This window comes from Paraburkholderia sp., assembly GCF_004298475.1.
Lineage (GTDB): Bacteria > Pseudomonadota > Gammaproteobacteria > Burkholderiales > Burkholderiaceae > Paraburkholderia > Paraburkholderia denitrificans.
Map to the genome: position 1 here is coordinate 201,718 of NZ_SCRP01000034.1, position 20,685 is coordinate 222,402.

Sequence of the window (20,685 nt, forward strand, 5' to 3'; positions counted from 1 at the left end):
CACGCAAAAAGCGCACCGTGTGCGCTATATCAGTGAAAGAGTTCGTCGTAGTCGACGGTGGCCGTGCCGAGCTTGCCGACCACGATGCCCGCCGCGCGGTTCGCCAGCGCGACGGCCTGCACGAGCGGCAGGCCTGCGCCCAGCGAGACCGCAACGGTTGCGATCACCGTGTCGCCGGCGCCCGACACATCATACACTTCGCGTGCATCGGCAGGCGCGTGCAGCACGCCGTCGTCGGTGAAGAGCGTCATGCCCTCCTCCGAGCGCGTGAGCAGCAGCGCGTCGAATTGCAGTTCGTGGCGCAGCTTCGTCACGCGCGCGCGCAGATCGTCTTCCGATTTCCACGTGCCCACGACTTCGCGCAGTTCCGCGCGGTTCGGCGTGATGACGCTCGCGCCGCGATAGCGCTCCCAGTCGTCGCCTTTCGGATCGACCAGCACCGATTTGCCCGCTGCACGCGCTTTCGCGATCATCTTCGTGACGTGCGTGAGCCCGCCCTTCGCGTAGTCGGACAGGAGGACCACGTCGTGCGCCGGCAAAAGCGCGTCGAAGCGCGCGAGGCCCGCGAGCAGCACTTCGTGCGCGGGCGTGTTCTCGAAGTCCACGCGCAGCAACTGCTGCTGGCGCGACAGCACACGCAGTTTGATCGTGGTGGGCAGCGCGGGATCGCGTTCGAGAAAGGCGTTGACGCCGCTCTCGCCGAGCAGCTTGACGATGCACTCGCCCGGCTCGTCGTGGCCGACCACGCACAGCAGGCCCGCCTGCGCGCCGAGCGCCACCGCGTTGCGCGCGACGTTCGCCGCGCCGCCGAGGCGGTCTTCCTGGCGCTGCACATGCACGACAGGCACCGGCGCTTCGGGCGAAATGCGGTTGACGTCGCCGAACCAGTAACGGTCGAGCATGACGTCGCCCACCACCAGCACGCGCGAGCGCGCGAGCTTCTCGCGCGGCACACGCTCGATGGCGGGCGCTTGCGCCGCCGTGGCGATATCAGACTGCGGGGGTTGCGTCGGTTGCGAGCTTGGCATGCGGCCGCCCAATCGAGTAATAGTCAATGCCGAGTTCCGCCATGGCGTCCGGCTCGTAGAGATTGCGCCCGTCGAAGATACGCGGCGACTTGAGCACCGACTTCAGGTAGGCGAAGTCCGGCGCCTTGAAGGCCGTCCATTCCGTCACGATCACGAGCGCATCCGCGCCCACGAGCGCCTCGTCCTGGCTCGCTGCGAACGTCAGGCGCGCGAGCAGTTCCGGCGCGCCCTTGAGGTCGAGTGCGAACACGCGCTTCGCTTCGTCCGTGGCGACCGGATCGTACGCGGTGACCGTCGCGCCGCGCAGGAGCAGCGCCTCGATCAGGCGGCGGCTCGACGCTTCGCGCATGTCGTCGGTGTTGGGCTTGAATGCGAGGCCCCACAAGGCGAAGTGCCGGCCCTTCAGGTCGTCGCCGAACGTGCCGACGATCTTGCCCACCAGCACTTCCTTCTGATCGTGGTTCACGTCCTCGACGGCTTCGAGGATGCGCAGGTGCTGCCCCGATTCGGCGGCGGTGCGGATGAGCGCCTGCACGTCTTTCGGGAAGCACGAGCCGCCATAGCCGCAGCCCGCATAGAGGAAGTGATAGCCGATGCGCGGATCGGAGCCGATGCCGCGCCGCACCGATTCGATATCGGCGCCCACGCGGTCGGCGAGATTCGCCATCTCGTTCATGAACGAGATGCGCGTGGCGAGCATGGCGTTGGCCGCGTACTTCGTGAACTCGGCGGAGCGCACATCCATGTAGATCGTGCGCTCGTGATTGCGGTTGAACGGCGCATAGAGGCGCTTGATCTTCTCGCGCGCAACGTTGCCCTGCTCGTCCTCGTCGATGCCGATGATGATGCGATCCGGCCGCATGAAGTCTTCGACGGCCGCGCCTTCCTTCAGGAACTCGGGATTCGACACGACCGAGAAGCCGTGCTGCTCGCTGTCGGCGAGACCGCGCTTCGCCAGTTCCTCGGCGAGCACGCCGCGCACGCGCTGCGCGGTGCCGACGGGCACCGTCGACTTATCGACGACCACCTTGAAGCCGTCCATGTAGCGGCCGATGCTGCGCGCCGCTTCGAGGACGTACTGCAGATCGGCCGAGCCGTCCTCATCGGGCGGCGTGCCCACCGCGATGAACTGGACATCGCCATGCGCGACGCTCGCGGCGATATCGGTCGAAAACGTGATGCGGCCTGCCGCACGGTTGCGCGCGATGAGTTCGAGCAGACCCGGCTCGTGGATCGGCACGCCGCCGCCGTTCAGGATGTCGATCTTGCGTGGATCGACATCGAGGCAGAACACGTCGTGACCGATTTCAGCGAGGCACGCCCCGGTGACGAGACCGACGTAGCCGGTACCGATAATGGTGATTTTCATACGCGCTCCGGTGACATTTTCGGAAATGGGTTTGGCGGCGAGCCGCCCGTTTGCGGGCGGCCAGTCAGGCGCGCAGTACGCACGAGCGCCGCCCGACGTTCAGTTCATTCAGTTCGAGGCGGGAACGGGCTCGACGCGGCGCGGTGCATAGGTTTCCCAGCCGCTGCACCCAGGGCACTGCCAGTAGAAGAGGCGCGCCCGGAAACCGCAATTCTGGCACGTGTACCGTGGCAGATTTTTGGTGCGCTGCTGGAGCAGCGAGCGCATCAATTCGATTTCGCTTCGGCGCGGCTCCTCCGCGGCGGCCTGCTGCGCTTCGAGCAGACGCGACATGCCGGCGAGATTGGGCGACTTCTGCATCTGCGTGCGCGCGAGCACGTGTGCCGCGTCGGGGCCGCGCAGCGCCGCCACGTACTTGTAGGCGACGTCGAGCAGATCGTTCGACGAATACGCATCGACCCACTCGGTGAGCAGTTGCGCGCCGTCTTCAGCATGGCCGAGCGCTTCGTAGGCCTTCATGACCTTCTCGGCGACGAGCGGCAGGTACGCGGGGTTTTGCTCCTCCACGCGGCGCCACTGCGCGAGCGCGGCTTCGAATGCGCCGCTCGCCGCATCGACGTCGCCGCCGAGGATCGTCGCGCGCACGTTCTGCGGATTCGCTTTCAGCGCCAGGTCGAGCTGGCGCCGCGCCTCGTCAGGCTTTTTCTGCTGCAGGGCTTCTTGCGCGAGTTCGCAGTGGAACTGGGCGATTTCGAGGTCGAGCGAACCCGCGCCCATCGTTTCGAGGTGACGCGCGGTCTCGATCGAGCGGTTCCAGTCTTTCTCGATCTCGTAGATCGTGAGGAGCGCGCGTTGCGCGCCTTGCGCGTAATCGCCCGACTGCAGCGAAACGAACGTTTCTTCGGCGCGGTCGAGCATGCCCGCCTTCAGGTAATCCTGGCCGAGTTCGTAGAGGGCGTGATCGCGTTCGTTCACAGGCAGGTCGGGACGCGAAAGCAGGTTCTGATGCACGCGGATCGCGCGATCGGTTTCGCCGCGGCGGCGGAACAGGTTACCGAGCGCGAAGTGCAGCTCGACCGTTTCGGGGTCGAGTTTGGCGACCTCGATAAATGCGTCGATGGCTTTGTCCGGCTGCTCGTTGAGCAGGAAATTCAGTCCGCGGAAATACGAGCGCGGCAGATTGGCGCTTTCGGATAACAGCGCCTTGAGATCGTAGCGCGACGCCATCCAGCCGAGCGCGAATGCGACGGGAATGACGAGCAGCCACCAGAAATCGAGATCCATGCGAGCGATGGTTTAAGCAGGAGGATGAGCCGCGCGCGTATGCGGCGCGCGGTGACACTAGCGATTCAGATGAGCGGCGGCAGCGGCGGTTCGGCGACAGGCGCGGGCGTTTCGCGAGCGGTGCGCAGATCCCGCTTCAGGCGGCCGTTTTCCATGCGCAGCTTGAACAGGGCCGGCAGCGCCGACAGCAGCCCGGCGAGCAAACCGACCACGAAGAACGCGAGGCCGATCAGGATCAGCGGAGCCTGCCACGCGTACCCGGCAAGGAAGCTCAGCGTTGCGGGTTGCGTGTTGGAGAGCGCGAGCACGAGCAGCAACACGAACACCAGCACACGGATCACCCAGGCAATCAATTTCATGAAAGGGTCTCTCGGCAGTTGCGAAAAAGGCGCCGGCGACGGCCGCCGTGCGGCGTGGCGGCACAAATCGAGCCGAATCGCCCCGTATTGTAAATGAACGCCCTGCCGCAGGGCACCTGCACGGGAAGCCGCCGCGCTGAGGCCGATCATCACGCCTTGCCGCCCTGCGCGCGCAGGCACAGGAACAAGCAAGGGAACAAGCACAGGAACAGGCATCGGACGAGCACGGCACAGGCGAAAAAAAAAAGCGCCCTGAGGCGCTTTTTCCGGTCCATGCGGCTGGCCAACTCGATTGAGCGCCGGCGATCCGCAAGGTTGCCGTTACTGCGGGCAACGCTTACAGATCGTCGTCTGGCTCGTCTGCCTTCAGTGGTTCGCCCGAGCGCTGGTCGACGCGCTCGCGCAACTCCTTGCCGGGTTTGAAGTGAGGCACGAACTTCTCGGGCACCAGCACTTTTTCTCCCGACTTCGGGTTGCGTCCGACGCGCGACGGCCGGCGGTTCAGGCCGAAACTGCCGAAGCCGCGAATTTCGATGCGATGACCCTTCGCAAGCGCGTCGGACATCGCATCGAGCATCGTCTTGACCGCGAAATCCGCATCCTTGAGGACAAGTTGCGGAAATCGCGTAGCCAGCTGCGCGACCAATTCAGATTTGGTCATACTTCAGCTGCCCCCGTTGAGGCTTACTGGTTCTGGCCGTCGAGCTTGGCCTTCAGCAGCGCGCCGAGGTTCGTCGTGCCGCTTGCCGCTGCGTTCGAATCAGCCGACATGGTGCGCAGCGCTTCTTGCTGCTCGGCCGAATCCTTCGCCTTGATCGACAGGTTGATGCCGCGCGACTTGCGATCGATGTTGATGATCATCGCGTTGACCTTGTCGCCTTCCTTCAGCACGTTGCGGGCGTCTTCCACGCGGTCCTGGGCGATTTCCGAAGCACGCAGGTAGCCTTCGACATCGGCGTTCAGCGTGATCACAGCGCCCTTGGCATCGACCGACTTGACCGTACCGTCGACGATCGAGCCCTTGTCGTTGACAGCAACGAAGTTGCTGAACGGGTCGCCTTCGAGCTGCTTGATGCCGAGCGAAATGCGTTCCTTCTCGACGTCGATACCGAGCACCACTGCCTCGACTTCGTCGCCCTTCTTGTACTTGCGCACGGCTTCTTCGCCGGTTTCGCTCCACGACAGGTCCGACAGGTGGACGAGACCGTCGATGCCGCCGGGCAGACCGATGAACACGCCGAAGTCGGTGATCGACTTGATTGCGCCCTGGATCTTGTCGCCCTTCTTGAAGTTGCGGCTGAAGTCATCCCACGGATTCGGCTTGCACTGCTTCATGCCGAGGCTGATACGGCGGCGGTCTTCGTCGATCTCGAGGACCATGACTTCGACTTCGTCGTCCAGCTGGACAACCTTAGACGGCGCAACGTTCTTGTTGGTCCAGTCCATTTCCGAAACGTGGACGAGGCCTTCGATGCCCGACTCGACTTCGACGAACGCGCCGTAATCGGTGATGTTCGTGACCTTGCCGAACAGGCGCGTGCCCGACGGGTAACGGCGCGAGATGCCTTCCCACGGATCGTCGCCCAGTTGCTTGATGCCGAGCGAGACGCGGTTCTTTTCCTGGTCGAACTTGAGGATCTTCGCGGTGACTTCCTGGCCAACCGAGAGGACTTCGCTCGGGTGACGCACGCGACGCCATGCGATGTCGGTGATGTGCAGCAGGCCGTCGATGCCGCCGAGGTCGACGAACGCACCGTAGTCGGTGATGTTCTTGACCACGCCGTTGACGATCGCGCCTTCCTTGAGCGTCTCGAGCAGCTTCGCGCGCTCTTCGCCCTGCGTGGCTTCGATCACTGCGCGGCGCGACAGCACGACGTTGTTACGCTTGCGGTCGAGCTTGATGACGCGGAATTCGAGGGTCTTGCCTTCGTACGGCGTCGTGTCCTTGACCGGACGCGTGTCGACGAGCGAACCCGGCAGGAACGCGCGGATGCCGTTGACCATGACGGTCATGCCGCCCTTGACCTTGCCCGTGATCGTGCCGGTCACGAGTTCGTTGTTGTCGAGAGCCTTTTCCAGCGACAGCCACGAAGCAAGGCGCTTGGCCTTGTCGCGCGACAGGATCGTGTCGCCATAGCCGTTTTCCAGCGCGTCGATCGCGACGGAAACGAAATCGCCCGACTGAACCTCAACCTCGCCCTGGTCGTTCAGGAATTCCTCGATGGGAATATAGGCCTCGGACTTCAGGCCAGCGTTGACGACCACGAAGTTGTGGTCGACGCGCACGACTTCAGCGGAGATGACTTCGCCGGCGCGCATGTCCTGGCGGGTCAGCGACTCTTCGAACAGAGCCGCGAAAGATTCGGTATTCGGGGTAGAGGTTTGCAGGTCGGACATAGAAATCTGAATTTGCATGGATCTTGCCCGGCGTCTCACTGCTCACCGGCCATCCTGACCGGTTTCACGCCGATGCCGGAACACCAGTTCGCGGCACGAATGCAAAAACCATACGGGGTTAAAGGGTTTAACACACGCTCCGCTCACGCGGAGCACCACTACTACTGCAGCTACAACTGAAACTAATCGTGATGACGCGACGGTTGTCCGTGTTGGGCCTCATGCGCCCTTTCATGGACTCCCGCGTGTATTCCCGCTTGTACTCCCGCTTGTACTCCAGCATGTACCCGGTACCACTGCACGACCTGTTCGACCGCCTGGTCGATGGACAGCGCCGAGGTATCGAGCAGCATCGCGCCCTCCGCGGGCTTAAGCGGCGCGGCAGCGCGGTTGCTGTCGCGTGCATCGCGCTCGCGCAAATCCCGGAGTAAGTCATCCATATTAGCAGAAAATCCCTTCTGGATCAATTGCTTATACCGGCGGGCCGCGCGTGCCTCGACGCTGGCCGTCAGAAACACCTTCAGGACGGCGTCCGGGAAGATCACCGTGCCCATGTCGCGGCCGTCCGCGACAAGCCCAGGCAGCTTGCGAAACGCCCGCTGGCGCGCCACCAGCGCCGCGCGCACGGGTGGATGCGCCGCGATCATCGAGGCCCGGTTGCCGATCGCCTCTTCACGGATTTCGCTCGACACATCCACGCCGTCGAGCTGCGCGAGCCCTTCGCGGAACGTGATGTGCAGATCGTCGACGAGTTTGGCCAGGCCGTCGGCATCGTCGGGCGCGATCGCGTACCGCACGCTCGCGAGCGCCGACAGCCGGTAGAGCGCGCCGCTGTCGAGCAGGTGAAAGCCGAGATGCGCGGCAACCAGCGTAGCCACCGTGCCCTTGCCGGACGCGGTCGGGCCGTCAATGGCGATGACGGGGACAGGATAAAAGGGGCGGGACGATTTCATGCTGACGTCAGGGCCGGGCTCAGGGTTGTGCGAGCGAGAGGAAACGCTCGAAATAATCGGGGAACGTCTTGCCGACGCACTTCGGATCGTTGATCCGCACCGGCACGCCGCCGAGGCTCACGAGCGAAAAGCACATCGCCATGCGGTGGTCGTCGTAGGTGTCGATCGCAGCGTTCGGCGTGAGGCGCGCGGGCGGGCGCACGATCAGATAGTCCTCGCCTTCCTGCACATCCGCGCCGACCTTGCGCAGCTCCTTCGCCATCGCGGCGATGCGATCGGTTTCCTTCACGCGCCAGCTCGCGATGTTGCGCAGCGTCGTGGCGCCGTCGGCGAAGAGCGCGGCCACCGCAATCGTCATTGCCGCGTCGGGAATCAGGTTGAAGTCCATGTCGACCGGATTGAGCTTGCCGTGGTCGTTGCCGATGCCGCGCACCTCGATCCAGTCGTCGGACATCGTGACGTTGGCGCCCATGCGGCCGAGCGCGTCGGCGAAACCGATGTCGCCCTGGATGCTCGTGCGGCCCACGCCCACGACGCGCAAAGGTCCGCCGCCAAGCGCGCCCGCGGCGAGGAAATAGGACGCCGACGAAGCGTCGCCCTCGACCATGATCTTGCCCGGCGACTGGTAGCGCACGCCGGCCGGCACTTCGAAGCGATGCGTGCCGGGGCGCTCGACCTTCACGCCGAAGCGCTCCATGAGCTTGATGGTGATATCGATGTAGGGCTTCGAGATCAGCTCGCCATCCACTTCGACGATGCTCACGCCGTCCTTCGCGCGCACGAGCGGCAGCGTCATCAGGAGCGCGGTGAGGAACTGGCTCGACACGTCGCCGCGCACGCGGATCGGCCCATCCACCGAAACCTGCGCCGGGCGGATGCGCAACGGCGGATAGCCCTCTTTTTCCTCGTAATCGATCGACGCGCCGATCTGGCGCAGGCCGTCCACGAGGTCCCCGATGGGCCGCTCGTGCATGCGCGGCACGCCGAAGATGCGGTAGTCGCCGCCGTTGACCGCGAGCGCCGCCGTAAGCGGGCGCACCGCCGTGCCGGCGTTGCCGAGGAAGAGATCCGCGCGCCGTGCCTGGAAGGCGCCGCGCGTGCCCTGCACGACGCAGGTTTCGCCTTCGCGCCTGAGCTTCACGCCGAGCGTTTCGAGCGCATCGTGCATGACGCGCGTGTCGTCGGAGTCGAGCAGATTCGTGATCGTCGTCTCACCTTCGGCCAGCGCCGCAAGCAGCAGCACGCGGTTCGAAATGCTCTTCGAGCCTGGCAGATAGATCGTGCCGGAGGCACGGGAGAACGGTCCGAGATCGAGGTAGTCCATGAGCTAGTCCTGAGAATTCGGTCGGGCGCTTATTTCGCTTATTTGTCGGGGGATACGTCGGCGACCCGCTTGCCGCCGCGCTCCTGCCACGCGGTGCGGGCCTCGCGCGAGCGCGCGAAGAGTGCTTCGAGCGCGGCGCCGTCACCGGTATCGATGGCCGCGCGCAGCTTCACAAGCACTCCAGTGTAGGCGTCGAGTTCGGCGAGCAGCGCGCTGCGGTTCGCAAGGCACACGTCGCGCCACATTTCGGGGCTCGACGCGGCGATGCGGGTGAAATCGCGGAAACCGCCCGCCGCAAACGAGAATTTGAGTTCGGCATCCCGCGACGCAAGAATCTGGTCGACGAGCGCGAACGACAGCACGTGCGGCAGATGGCTCACCGCCGCGAACACGCGGTCGTGCTGCGCGGCGCTCATCGTGCCCGTCACGGCGCCGGTCGCGCGCCACATTGCAGCGATACGCTCGACCGCTTGCGGCGCGTTCTCCGGGAGCGGGCACAACACGACGTTGCGGCCGACGTAGAGATCGGGCAGCGCGGCCTCGATGCCGCTCGATTCCCGGCCCGCGATCGGATGCCCGGGCACGAACTGCGCGATGCGCGCGCCGAGCGCTGCGCGTGCCGCTTCGATCACGTCGCTCTTCGTGCTGCCCGCGTCGGTCACGAGCGTCTGCGCTTCGAGGTATGGCGCGATGCGTTCGAGCAGCGTGCGCGTCTGCGCAACGGGCGCGGCGAGCAGCACGATATCGGCGCCCTTGAGGGCTTCGGCCAGCGCCGCTTCGTCGGCGAGCGTCGTCGCCACGTCGATCACGCCCAGTTCGAGCGCACGCTCGACGGCGTGCGCATGCCGCCCGACGCCGATCACGCGGCCCGTGGCGCCGCGCTCGCGCAGGCCGAGCGCAAGCGATCCGCCAATCAGGCCGACGCCGAAAATCACCAGTTTGTTAAAGGGAAACGCGCTCACGACATCACCGGAAAGTGGGAAACATACGCCGCGATCACATCGTCGCGAGCGAGCCTTCGAGCGCCGCTGAAAACGCCACTGCGACACCACTACGAACGCGGCAGCCTCTTAAGGCAGGGCGATCGTCACACGCAGCGTTAGCGCAGGCGCGGATACGATCCCAGGATCTTCAGATACGCGGCCTTCTTGCCGAGGTCATCGAGCGCCGCAGCCACGGCGGGATCGTCGCGATGGCCCTCGAAATCGATGTAGAAGTAGTACTCCCATGTGCCGACGCGCGCCGGACGCGACTCGAAACGCGTCATCGACACGCCGTGGCGCGCGAGCGGCTCGAGCAGCTTGTAGACGGCGCCCGGCTCGTTCTTCACCGAAACGATCATCGACGTCTGGTCGTGTCCCGTCACACCCGCGAGTTGCTTGCCGATGATCACGAAGCGTGTGCGATTGTGCGGATCGTCCTGAATCAGCGCGTTCGCGATCTGCAGACCGTAGTGCGCGGCCGCGCGCTCGCCGGCGATGGCGGCAACGGACGAATCGGCGGCAGCCAGACGCGCGGCCTCGGCGTTGCTCGCCACGGCCTGGCGCTCGAGCTGCGGCGCATTTGCAGTGAGCCAGTGCTGGCACTGCGCAAGCGCATGCGGATGCGCGCACACGCGCGTGACGCCCTTGAGCGTGCCGCTTTGCGTCATCAGGTTGTGCTGGATCGGCAGCGCGATTTCGCCGCCGATGGCGAGCTGCATCTCAAGGAACAGATCGAGCGTGCGCGACACGGCGCCTTCGGCCGAATTCTCGACCGGCACGACGCCGAATTCGGCGGCGCCCGCCTCGACCGAGCGAAACACTTCGTCGATCGACGGGCACGGCAGTCCTTCGATCGTCTGACCGAAGTACGCGTGCATCGCCTCTTCGCTATACGTGCCGACCGGGCCGAGATAGGCGGTCGTAATGGTCTTTTCGAGCGAGCGGCTCGCGGCCATGATCTCGCGCCAGATCGCGCTGATGTGATCGTTGCCGAGCGGCCCTGGGCTCATGTCCTGCAGGCGTGCGATGACCTGCAGCTCGCGCTCGGGACGAAACACCGGCGCGTTGAAGTGCTTCTTGACCTCGCCCACTTCGAGCGCGACCGCCGCACGCTGGTTCAGCAGTGCGATCAGCTGCGCATCGATCGCGTCGATGCGCTCGCGCAGCGGCTTGAGTTTTGAATTGAGTTCGTCGTCCATGCGTGAAACCGGCAATATGAAAGGATGCGCGCACGCTAGCGCCCGATGCGGTCAACCCGGCAGCCAACCCGGCGGACCACCCGGGGACTCATGCGTGCTTTGCTTCGAATTCCTTCATGTACTCGACCAGTGCTTTCACTGCCTCGAGCGGCACCGCGTTGTAAATCGACGCCCGCATGCCGCCGACGGACTTATGGCCCTTCAGCTGCAACAGCCCGCGCGCCTTCGCGCCGGCGAGGAAATCTTCGTTACGTGCTTCGTCGGCGAGGAAGAACGGTACGTTCATCCGCGAGCGCGCGCGGCGCTCCACCTTGTTGATGTAGAAGCTGCCCGCGTCGATCGTGTCGTACAGCAGCTTCGATTTTTCGATGTTGCGCGCTTCCATGGCGGCCAGGCCGCCCTGGCGCTTGAGCCACTTGAACACGAGTCCGGCGATGTAGATCGCGTAGGTGGGCGGCGTGTTGAACATGGAGTTGTTCGCGGCAACCGTCTTCCATTCGAATGCGGACGGGCAGATCGGCATCGCGCGGTCGAGCAGATCCTCGCGCACGATCACGACCGTAACGCCGGCCATGCCGATGTTCTTCTGCGCGCCGCCGTAGAGCACGCCGTACTTGGCGATGTCCATCGGACGCGAAAGGATGTGCGACGAAGCATCCGCCACGAGCGGAATATCGCCGAGGTCGGGGATCTCGAACGTCTCGACGCCGTCGATCGTTTCGTTCGTGCACAGATGCACGTAGGCGGGATCGTCGGAGAGCTGCCACTCGCTTTTCGGCGGCGAATGCGTGAAACCGGCGCCCGTGCGGCCCGTCGCGGCGATATGGGCCGCGCCGTACTTGAGCGCTTCTTTCTGCGACTTCTGCGACCACGAGCCGGTCACCACGAAATCCGCGCGCGGCTTCGTGCCGAACAGGTTGAGCGGAACGATGGCGTTCTCGCCGATACCGCCGCCCTGCAAAAACAGGATGTGGTGGCTCGCCGGAACCTGCAGCAAGTCGCGCAGATCGAGCAGCGCTTCGCTGTGGATCTGCATGAATTCGGGGCCGCGATGGCTCATCTCCATCACGCCCATCCCGCTGCCGTGCCAGTCGAGCATTTCGTCGGCGGCCTGGCGCAGCACCTCTTCGGGCAGCGCCGCAGGTCCGGCGGAGAAGTTGAACACGCGCATCGTAATGAGATCCCCGAGGCAGGCGCTGCGGCAAAAAAGGCCGAAAAACGCGCCGAAAAAAGAAAATGGCCGTCTGCGCTCACGCGCAAACGGCCATTATCGCACTGTCACCGGGAACCCGCCAACGCGGCTCCCGGCTAGCAAAGGCGCGCGCCTTTCGATCCCTGATCGATCCCTGAAGCCGTTCGGCCGGGACTCGCGCGCCCTTTTTCGACCGATTACTTGGCCGGCTTGACCGTGGCGACTTCCTTGTCGGCCTGGTCGCGCGTTGCCTTGATCGATTGCGGCATGTACTTCTGCATCAGACCGCTCACGACGTCACGGCCGACTTGATCTTGCACCTGGATGAACTTGCGGCCGGTCGGGCTGCGGTAGAACGTGGTCAGGTCCTTGATTTCCTGCGTGCTGTAGTACTTTGCGTAGGCTTCGTACTGAGCCGTCATTGCGTCCTGGCGGAACGCGTCGGTTGCGAAGACCTGGCCTGCCTGGTCAACCAGCTTCGGCACGGCATTCTTTTGCAGCGCCGGGACGGAAGCCTGCTTTTGCTTGTCCGTCATCGTCTTGTTTTCGGACAGTGCATCCGACAGGATCGCCGGAACGAGCTGCTTGGCCTGCATCTGTGCGCTGTTACCGATTGCGCCGACGAGCTTCTGGGCGTCGATCGCGTCGAGCAGGTCCTTGATCGCGGCTTGCTTGGCCGAATCGATCGGTGCTGCCGCAGCGGCCGGAGCTTGCGCGGGCGCCTGGGACTGGAGCGCCTGGGCCATTGCAAACGTCGGCACGAGAGCGGCCAGCAACAAAACCTGCTTGAATCGTTTTTGCATCATTACTCCCTTATTAGAGAAATTAGTCGAACTGCCCGCGCTGCGGACCGTGCGATGCGTCGTTCGCCCGCAACCGGTTCCGCCTCGCGCCAGTCAGGACTTTCCTGCACTGGCTGGCCCGCTCGCGCGGACCGCCCCTATGATTGACTGCCGGCGATTTACAGCTGACGGGTTATAGCTGATTCTCGCCCTCACCCTCACCCGGTTCGACGTCGCCCGCCTCGCCTTCTGCGTCGGCCTCTGCGACCTGTTGCAGACCGGAAAGCTTCGTGCCCTCGTCAAGGCTGATGAGTGTAACACCTTGCGTCGCGCGTCCCATTTCACGGATTTCCGATACGCGCGTGCGGATCAGCACACCCGTTGTCGTAATCAGCATGATCTGGGCTTCGGGGTCGACGAGCGTCGCCGCGACAACCTTGCCGTTGCGCTCGGACGTCTGGATCGCGATCATGCCCTTCGTACCGCGCCCATGACGCGTGTACTCGGTGATCGGCGTGCGCTTGCCGTATCCGTTCTCGGTTGCGGTGAGCACCGACTGTTGCTCATCGCCGGCAACGAGCAGCGCGATGACCTGCTGCGCCTCGTCGAGTTGCATGCCACGCACGCCGCGTGCTTCTCGGCCCATCGGACGCACATCGTTTTCGTCGAAGCGAACGGCCTTGCCGGCATCGGAGAACAGCATGACGTCGTGCTGGCCGTCCGTGATGGCCGCGCCAATCAGGTAGTCGCCGTCGTCGAGACCGACCGCGATAATACCCTTGCGCATCGGGCGGCTGAAGGCTTCAAGCGGCGTCTTTTTGACCGTGCCGAGCGCGGTCGCCATGAAGACGAACTTGTCCGCGGAGAATTCCTTCACCGGCAGCACGACGGTGATCTTCTCACCGTCCTGCAACGACGGGAACATATTGACGATCGGACGGCCGCGCGCGTTGCGCGAGCCTTGCGGCACCTCATACACCTTCACCCAGTACACGCGCCCGCGGTTCGAGAAGCACAGGATGTGGTCGTGGGTATTGGCGATGAAGAGCGTGTCGATCCAGTCGTCTTCCTTCATCGACGTCGCCTGTTTGCCGCGACCTCCGCGCTTCTGGGCGCTATATTCGGACAACGGCTGCGATTTCACGTAACCCGCGTGCGACATGGTGACGACCATATCCTGCGGCGTGATCAGGTCCTCGGTGTTCAGTTCGGTCGCGTTCAGCTCGATCTTCGAGCGGCGCTCATCGCCGAATTCGCTCTTGATCGCGGTGAGTTCACCGGAGATCATCTCCGTTACGCGCTCGGGGCGCGCCAGGATGTCCAGCAGGTCGGCAATCTGCGCCATCACATCGCGGTACTCGCCGATGATCTTGTCCTGCTCCAGACCGGTCAGGCGCTGCAGACGCATCTGCAGGATTTCCTGTGCCTGGGTATCGGACAGACGGTAAAGGCCGTCGCCCTGCATGCCGAAGAGCGGATTGAGGCCTTCCGGGCGATAGGCTTCGCGCCCGCCGGCAGCCGCGTTCTCGGCTTCGGCGCGCGCGAGCATCTCGCGCACGAGCGACGAATCCCACGCGTGGTTCATCAGCTCCTGCTTCGCGATCGGCGGCGTGGGCGCGGCCTTGATGATCGCGATGAATTCGTCGATGTTCGCGAGCGCAACCGCGAGACCTTCGAGCACATGTCCGCGTTCGCGGGCCTTGCGCAGTTCGTACACGGTGCGCCGCGTGAGCACCTCGCGGCGATGCGACAGGAAATGGTCGAGCATTTCCTTCAGGTTCAGCAGCTTCGGCTGGTTGTCCACCAGCGCGACCATGTTCATGCCGAACGTGTCCTGCAGCTGCGTCGCCTTATACAGATTGTTGAGGATGACCTCGGGCACTTCGCCGCGCTTGAGTTCGATCACGACGCGCATGCCGCTCTTGTCGGATTCGTCGCGGATGTCCGAAATGCCTTCGAGCTTCTTCTCGTTGACGAGCTCGGCGATGCGCTCGAGCAGCGAACGCTTGTTCACCTGATACGGCAGCTCGTCGACGATGATCGCCATGCGCTGGCCACGGTCGATCTCTTCGAAGTGGGTGGCCGCGCGCATCACGACACGGCCGCGGCCGGTGCGATAGCCGTCGCGCACGCCGGCAACGCCGTAGATGATGCCCGCCGTCGGGAAATCCGGGGCCGGAATGATCTCGATCAGCTCGTCGATGGAAGCGTGCGGGTTCTTGAGCAGATGCTGGCAGGCATCGACGACTTCACCGAGGTTGTGGGGCGGGATGTTCGTGGCCATGCCGACCGCGATGCCCGACGAGCCGTTGATCAGCAGGTTCGGGATGCGCGCGGGCAGGATTTGGGGCTCGTTTTCGCTGCCGTCGTAGTTCGGCCCGAAATCGACGGTTTCCTTGTCGATATCGGCAAGCAGCTCGTGGCCGATCTTCGCCATGCGGATTTCGGTGTATCGCATGGCCGCGGCGTTGTCGCCGTCGATCGAGCCGAAGTTGCCCTGCCCGTCCACCAGCATGTAGCGCAGCGAGAAATCCTGCGCCATGCGGACGATCGTGTCGTAGACAGCGGTGTCGCCGTGGGGGTGATATTTACCGATGACGTCGCCGACGATACGCGCCGACTTCTTGTAGGCACGGTTCCAGTCGTTGTTCAGCTCGTGCATCGCGTAGAGCACGCGCCGGTGCACGGGCTTCAAGCCGTCGCGAACATCCGGAAGCGCCCGCCCGACGATCACGCTCATCGCGTAATCGAGATACGAGCGGCGCATTTCCTCCTCGAGAGAGATAGGCAGAGTCTCTTTGGCGAATTGATCCATTATCGATGTCGTATACAGGCACGCCCGGTGCAGCCGGGAAATCCCGACTGGCACCGCGGCGCGCCCATGCTGTCGCATGGACGCCGCGGACGCAGCGCATCACGCGATTCTACCATGCGCGACACCCCCGACCGCGCCCTACGTATACCTATTAGCAGGCACCGCAAGGAACCGCTCAAAAACGCGCTGAATGGACGCAGAAGGGAAATAGCAGCGCAACATGGGAACCACAGCGGGACCGCAGATGAAACAGGCGGGCGACAGCGCACCGTCTATTGCAGGAAACTGTGACCACCGTCGTGCCCAGGGTATGTCGCGGGAACTTTTTGTTGCGGGTCTACCACATTCGACTGACCCCGAAGAAAGGGGCGGATTTTTTTTATCGTCGGACGGGAACGATATGGCAAAATGCGAACGCAAAGTCAGTGTTAGACACGGCTCGAAGTCTACACAACACGTAACCGATAACGCGCCGATGTTATACTTCGAGCAATGTATGACTTGTCTTCGTCACATGGCTCGCAGTAAACCTGCGGTAATCTCAAATTCGAGAGGAGAAATATGAATAAACTTTCAAAGCTCGCGTTCATTGCAGCTACCGCAGTTATGGCTGCATCCGCCTCGGCACAATCGGTGCCGGCGTCGCGACAAGCCGTCAACGACAACTGGGTGAATGGTACCGGCGAATACGTGTGGATGAACGGCACGAACGAGCTTTGCTGGCGCGGTGCATTCTGGACGCCGGCCACCGCCAACGCCAAGTGCGATGGCGCACTGGTCGCCCAGGCACCGCAACCGCCGGTCGCACCGGCACCGGCACCGGCCATCACCAGCCAGAAGATCACGTATCAAGCTGACGCCCTGTTCGATTTCGACAAGGCCACCCTGAAGCCGGCCGGCAAGGAAAAGCTGGACGAACTGGCAGGCAAGATCCAGGCGCTGAACCTCGAAGTCGTCGTCGCAACGGGCCACACCGACCGTATCGGCTCGACTGCCTACAACGACCGTCTGTCGCTGCGCCGCGCACAAGCCGTGAAGTCGTATCTGGTCAGCAAGGGCGTTCCGGCCGACCGCATCTACACGGAAGGCAAGGGCAAGCGCCAACCGGTTACGACGGGCTGCAACCAGAAGAACCGCAAGGCTCTCATCTCCTGCCTCGCACCGGATCGCCGCGTGGAAGTCGAAGTCGTCGGCACCCAGAAGCAGTAATTCGCGAGCCGCGACTGAAAGTATCAGAACCCCGCTTCGGCGGGGTTTTTTTTCGCCCTGCTTTTCTTCCTGCACCGGGGCACGAACAGCCACCCGGGTCAGCGGCGGCAAAGGGAAACACGGGGCGCCATTTTGCGAGCCTGCCCGGCCCCTATATACTGAAGCTTTCCTCCACCCGCAACCGCGCCTCAGGTCTTACAACATGACGAACGCCGATCCCCATGAACTGCAGAAATTCAGCGATCTCGCTCATCGCTGGTGGGATCCGAACGCAGAATTCAAGCCGCTTCACGAACTGAACCCCATTCGCCTGAACTGGATCGACAGCTACGCGCACCTCGCCGGCAAGCGCGTGCTCGATGTGGGCTGCGGCGGCGGCATTCTGTCCGAGTCGATGGCCGGACTCGGCGCGAACGTCAAAGGTATCGACCTGTCGTCAGAGGCGCTCGGCGTTGCTGACCTGCATAGCCTCGAAAGCGGCGTGACCGTCGACTACGAAGAGATTTCCGCCGAACCGCTCGCCGCGCGCGAACCTGCGTCGTTCGATGTCGTGACCTGCATGGAAATGCTCGAACACGTGCCAGATCCGGCCGGTGTCGTCGCTGCGTGCGCCACGCTCGTCAAGCCGGGCGGCTGGGTGTTCTTCTCGACGCTCAACCGCAACGTGAAGTCCTACATGCTCGCAGTGATCGCCGCCGAATACGTCGCGCAGATGCTGCCCAAGGGCACGCACGATTACGCGCGCTTCATCCGCCCGTCCGAGCTGGCCGGGTTCGTTCGCGAGGCCAGGCTGCACCTCGCCGAGATCCGGGGCGTGACGTACAACCCGCTCACGCGGCGCTATGCGCTCTCGAACGATTCCAGCGTCAATTACATGGTTGCCTGCCAGCGCGAAGCCTGAGGCGCAGGTTGCACGACTTCAGCGCGACTTCACGTCCGACATGAATTCATCCACGAAAGTCCCGGCTGCGGCCGATGACGGCGCAGCGCTCGCCGCCTGCGAAGCCGTGCTGTTCGATTTTGACGGCACGCTCGCCGACACGGCGCCCGACCTTGCCGCCGCCGTCAACCAGATGCGTCACGCGCGCGGTCTTGCGCCCGCGCCGATTGAGCGGCTGCGTCCGCTCGCCTCGGCAGGTGCGCGGGGACTGATCGGCGGCGCGTTCGGGATCGGTCCCGATCATGCCGAATTCGCTGCGCTGCGCGAGGAGTTTCTCGCCAACTACGCAGCCAACCTGCGCATCGAGACGGCGCTCTTTCCCGGCATCGACGCCGTTCTCGACGACCTCGACGCACGCGGAGTACGCTGGGGCATCGTGACGAACAAGGTCGCGCGGCTGACCGATCCGCTCGTCGCGCTCATGCACCTCGATACGCGTGCGGCCTGCGTCGTCAGCGGCGACACCACGCCCTACGCGAAGCCGCATCCCGCGCCGCTGCTCCATGCGGCGCAGGCGCTTGGCATTCATCCGCAGCGCGCGGTGTACGTGGGCGACGACTTGCGCGACGTTCAGGCGGGCGTTGCCGCCGGTATGGCGACGATCGCAGCGGCCTACGGCTACTGCGGCAACGACATACCGCCGTCGCAGTGGAGCGCGCACTTCGTGGCGGACACGACGACAACGCTGCTCGCGCTGCTTGGCAACGTCCGCAAAGGGCCGCCAGCAGCGTAATTGCCATCGACGACACGGCACGCGCCCTTGAAACGGGCGCGGTTCGCCTCATCTGGCGTACTGTGGGATAATTGCCACTTCCTCTGGGGCCGACCTGGTTTCGACAGGGGTTATGAAGCAGTCAGGGCATGCCGAGGACCCGTCACCTCGTTAATCAATGGGAAAAACGTAACTGCAAACGACGATACGTTCGCACTGGCAGCCTAAGGCCGCCGTCCTCTGCCTGGCTCACTGACGGGTCAGCGTCGCAAGACCGGTAGCAATACCGCCAGAGGTCATTTACGTCAGTTAAGCTTTGTCGGCGTCACGACGCCAAAGTCGAAAATCTAGTGAATCGCCGTAGCGCAGCGTGTTCGTCCGCGTCGCTGCGGTTAAATCAAATGACAGAACTACGCATGTAGAACTGGGTGTGGACTGCCTTTGGACGCGGGTTCGATTCCCGCCGGCTCCACCAATTTTCCGCCCGCTCAAACAAAAAGCTCGCGAAGCCCTTTCGGGCTTCGCGAGCTTTTTGTTCTGCGCGCCGGGAACCGCCTCGTTCCCGGTACGCAAGCGCTCAACGCATCACTCGTCCTGCGGGCACTGCAGATTACAGCCGTTCGGATCGCCCAGATCACCCTGGCGACGCCGGGCCGAAGGCTTCCCATGCTGGTATTTGTTGTCCGGCGCCGAAGCCGCAAACTGCAGTTGAGGATGCGCCTGGAGTTTGAACTCGTCGTTGAGGATACCGCCTGGCACGCCCGGCGAATTCTGGGCGAAAGCAATCGAAACGGTGGCAAACAGGGCGCCCGCAGTTGCTGCTGCGGCACAGACATTAAGCACGAATTTCATGATCGATTGGCGCGTTGGACGCGCGTCTGAAACGGAAAGCAAGACTCGCTCGAAGGTATCACAAAATGTGTTGCTCACAGCAGCGCAGACACATTGCATCGTATTACAGCGCCAGATGCTTGCCCACCCACCCGTCGGCAAGCTCCACAACTTCGCCGCATTCAGCCGGATCGTAGCCAGCGAGACGCGCAACAACCTGTTTGAACGCGTCGCCGCGCAGCCGGTTCAACACGGAAACCAGCGGCTCCCGTTCAAGCTGCGCCCGATCGCAGGCGAAATAATAATCTTCATCGGCGATCGGCACGAAATCGAGTCCGAAATGGTGCGCCGCCGGCTCGACGCCAAAACCAACGTCAGCCATCCCGCTCGCGACAAATGCCGCAATTGCCGAGTGCGTCAGCTCGGCGGAGGCATAGCCGTTCACGCGTTCGGGATCGACGCCGATTCGCGTGAGCAGCAAGTCGATCAGCAGCCGCGTGCCCGAGCCCGGCTGCCGGTTCACAAAGCGGATATCGGGGCGGGCGAGGTCCGCGAGCCCGGCAATCCGCTTCGGGTTGCCGCGGCCGACGAACAGGCCCTGCTTGCGGCGCGTCAGGTGAATGAACACATGGCGCTGCGGATCGAGCGAGCTTCGGTACGCATCGGCGCATGCCGAGCGGAATTCGCCGAGCGGCAGATGAAAGCCCGCCAGATCGCATTCGCCGCGTGCGAGCGCCGTGATGGCGTCGACACTGTCGCGGTACTTGATTTCCACCGGCACCTGATCCGCGACGAGCGCCGTGACCATCGACGCCACCGCGTAACCATGCGACGCATGAATGCGCAGATTCTGCGCGTTCGGCGCGAGCCAGCGGTTGAGATCGCTCGCCACCTCGCTCGCAAGCGCCTGGAGATTGCCCTGCAAGCGCTCGCCGCAAAGTCGTTGTGAGCGCAACACGGCTTCGCCGAGTTCCGAGAGCACGGAGCCGCGTCCGCGCGATTTGGCGATCAGCGCACCCCCTAGCCGAGCCTCGACTTCGCGCAGCACCCCCCATGCATGCCGATAGGACAAACCCCTACGCTGTGCGGCCTGCGCAATGCTGCCCTCCTCGGCGACCAGCGTAAGCAGGGGCACAACGTCCGTCAGGCTTGCCTCGCGGCCATCGGCATCCCGCACGAGCAACTGCGCCTGGCACTCGACCTTGATCATTATGAAGTCTCTCTTCCTATTGCGAAACGCATCGCACCGGCCTATCGTTCAGCCAAACTACGAAGCAACCGCAGGATAAATGCACAGTTTATGAATAA

General features: G+C 63.7%; 17 protein-coding genes, 1 other RNA gene and 1 pseudogene. 4 read left to right on the plus strand and 15 right to left on the minus strand.

Annotation, left to right across the window (positions count from 1 at the left end; all coding sequences use genetic code 11):
* Positions 1-29: 29 nt before the first annotated feature.
* From rfaE1 to gyrA, 13 genes and pseudogenes are all read right to left on the minus strand, one after another.
* Complete coding sequence (gene rfaE1, locus EPN59_RS17725) at positions 30-1,028, minus strand: D-glycero-beta-D-manno-heptose-7-phosphate kinase (protein ID WP_293034060.1); 999 nt, start codon at positions 1,026-1,028, stop codon at positions 30-32.
* A complete protein-coding gene (locus EPN59_RS17730) occupies positions 991-2,397 on the minus strand; it encodes a UDP-glucose/GDP-mannose dehydrogenase family protein (RefSeq protein WP_293034059.1) in 1,407 nt (468 codons plus the stop codon). Before EPN59_RS17730 ends, rfaE1 begins: the two co-directional genes overlap by 38 nt.
* 108 nt (positions 2,398-2,505) lie before the next feature.
* Complete coding sequence (lapB, locus tag EPN59_RS17735; protein WP_293034058.1) at positions 2,506-3,681, minus strand: lipopolysaccharide assembly protein LapB; 1,176 nt, start codon at positions 3,679-3,681, stop codon at positions 2,506-2,508.
* Between the two features lie 65 nt (positions 3,682-3,746).
* Positions 3,747-4,190, minus strand: a complete 444-nt coding sequence (locus EPN59_RS17740; protein ID WP_293034057.1) for a LapA family protein — start codon at positions 4,188-4,190, stop codon at positions 3,747-3,749.
* Between the two features lie 187 nt (positions 4,191-4,377).
* Entirely contained in the window at positions 4,378-4,701 is a 324-nt protein-coding gene (locus EPN59_RS17745; RefSeq protein ID WP_293035314.1) for an integration host factor subunit beta, read from the minus strand.
* A 23-nt stretch (positions 4,702-4,724) separates the two neighbouring features.
* On the minus strand, positions 4,725-6,437 hold the full coding sequence (rpsA, locus tag EPN59_RS17750; protein WP_293046530.1) for a 30S ribosomal protein S1: 1,713 nt from the start codon (positions 6,435-6,437) through the stop codon (positions 4,725-4,727).
* 287 nt (positions 6,438-6,724) lie between these two features.
* Positions 6,725-7,390, minus strand: a pseudogene (gene cmk / locus EPN59_RS17755) ((d)CMP kinase); the annotation flags it as partial.
* Between the two features lie 19 nt (positions 7,391-7,409).
* Positions 7,410-8,714 carry a 3-phosphoshikimate 1-carboxyvinyltransferase gene (gene aroA / locus EPN59_RS17760; RefSeq protein WP_293035310.1) on the minus strand — a complete coding sequence of 435 codons (1,305 nt, stop codon included), beginning with the start codon at positions 8,712-8,714 and terminating at the stop codon, positions 7,410-7,412.
* Between the two features lie 38 nt (positions 8,715-8,752).
* Positions 8,753-9,676: a prephenate dehydrogenase/arogenate dehydrogenase family protein gene (locus EPN59_RS17765; protein WP_293035308.1), complete on the minus strand. Its 924-nt coding sequence runs from the start codon at positions 9,674-9,676 to the stop codon at positions 8,753-8,755.
* Positions 9,677-9,813: 137 nt separating this feature from the next.
* The gene (gene pheA / locus EPN59_RS17770) at positions 9,814-10,896 is read right to left on the minus strand and encodes a prephenate dehydratase (protein ID WP_293035306.1); all 1,083 of its coding nucleotides are present in this window, start codon (positions 10,894-10,896) and stop codon (positions 9,814-9,816) included.
* Positions 10,897-10,984: 88 nt separating this feature from the next.
* On the minus strand, positions 10,985-12,067 hold the full coding sequence (serC, locus tag EPN59_RS17775) for a 3-phosphoserine/phosphohydroxythreonine transaminase (RefSeq protein WP_293035304.1): 1,083 nt from the start codon (positions 12,065-12,067) through the stop codon (positions 10,985-10,987).
* A gap of 218 nt (positions 12,068-12,285) precedes the next feature.
* A complete protein-coding gene (locus EPN59_RS17780) occupies positions 12,286-12,891 on the minus strand; it encodes a DUF2059 domain-containing protein (RefSeq protein ID WP_293035302.1) in 606 nt (201 codons plus the stop codon).
* A 172-nt stretch (positions 12,892-13,063) separates the two neighbouring features.
* Positions 13,064-15,685, minus strand: a complete 2,622-nt coding sequence (gyrA, locus tag EPN59_RS17785; RefSeq protein ID WP_293035300.1) for a DNA gyrase subunit A — start codon at positions 15,683-15,685, stop codon at positions 13,064-13,066.
* Between the two features lie 561 nt (positions 15,686-16,246).
* Between gyrA and ompA the strand changes: the two genes are divergently transcribed.
* The 4 genes from ompA to ssrA all read left to right on the plus strand — a co-directional run bounded on the left by ompA (position 16,247) and on the right by ssrA (position 19,021).
* Positions 16,247-16,894 (plus strand): outer membrane protein OmpA, encoded by a 648-nt coding sequence (ompA, locus tag EPN59_RS17790; protein ID WP_293035298.1) that lies wholly within the window; start codon positions 16,247-16,249, stop codon positions 16,892-16,894.
* Positions 16,895-17,096: 202 nt separating this feature from the next.
* Complete coding sequence (ubiG, locus tag EPN59_RS17795) at positions 17,097-17,795, plus strand: bifunctional 2-polyprenyl-6-hydroxyphenol methylase/3-demethylubiquinol 3-O-methyltransferase UbiG (RefSeq protein ID WP_293035296.1); 699 nt, start codon at positions 17,097-17,099, stop codon at positions 17,793-17,795.
* A gap of 40 nt (positions 17,796-17,835) precedes the next feature.
* Positions 17,836-18,567, plus strand: coding sequence for a phosphoglycolate phosphatase (gene gph, locus EPN59_RS17800; protein ID WP_293046533.1), 732 nt, complete (start codon positions 17,836-17,838; stop codon positions 18,565-18,567).
* Between the two features lie 85 nt (positions 18,568-18,652).
* Positions 18,653-19,021, plus strand: a transfer-messenger RNA (tmRNA) gene (gene ssrA / locus EPN59_RS17805).
* 110 nt (positions 19,022-19,131) lie between these two features.
* On the opposite strand, the gene EPN59_RS17810 is transcribed toward ssrA, so the two are convergent.
* Positions 19,132-19,398 carry a hypothetical protein gene (locus tag EPN59_RS17810; RefSeq protein WP_293035292.1) on the minus strand — a complete coding sequence of 89 codons (267 nt, stop codon included), beginning with the start codon at positions 19,396-19,398 and terminating at the stop codon, positions 19,132-19,134.
* A 103-nt stretch (positions 19,399-19,501) separates the two neighbouring features.
* Entirely contained in the window at positions 19,502-20,587 is a 1,086-nt protein-coding gene (locus EPN59_RS17815; protein ID WP_293035290.1) for a substrate-binding domain-containing protein, read from the minus strand.
* Positions 20,588-20,685 lie beyond the last annotated feature (98 nt).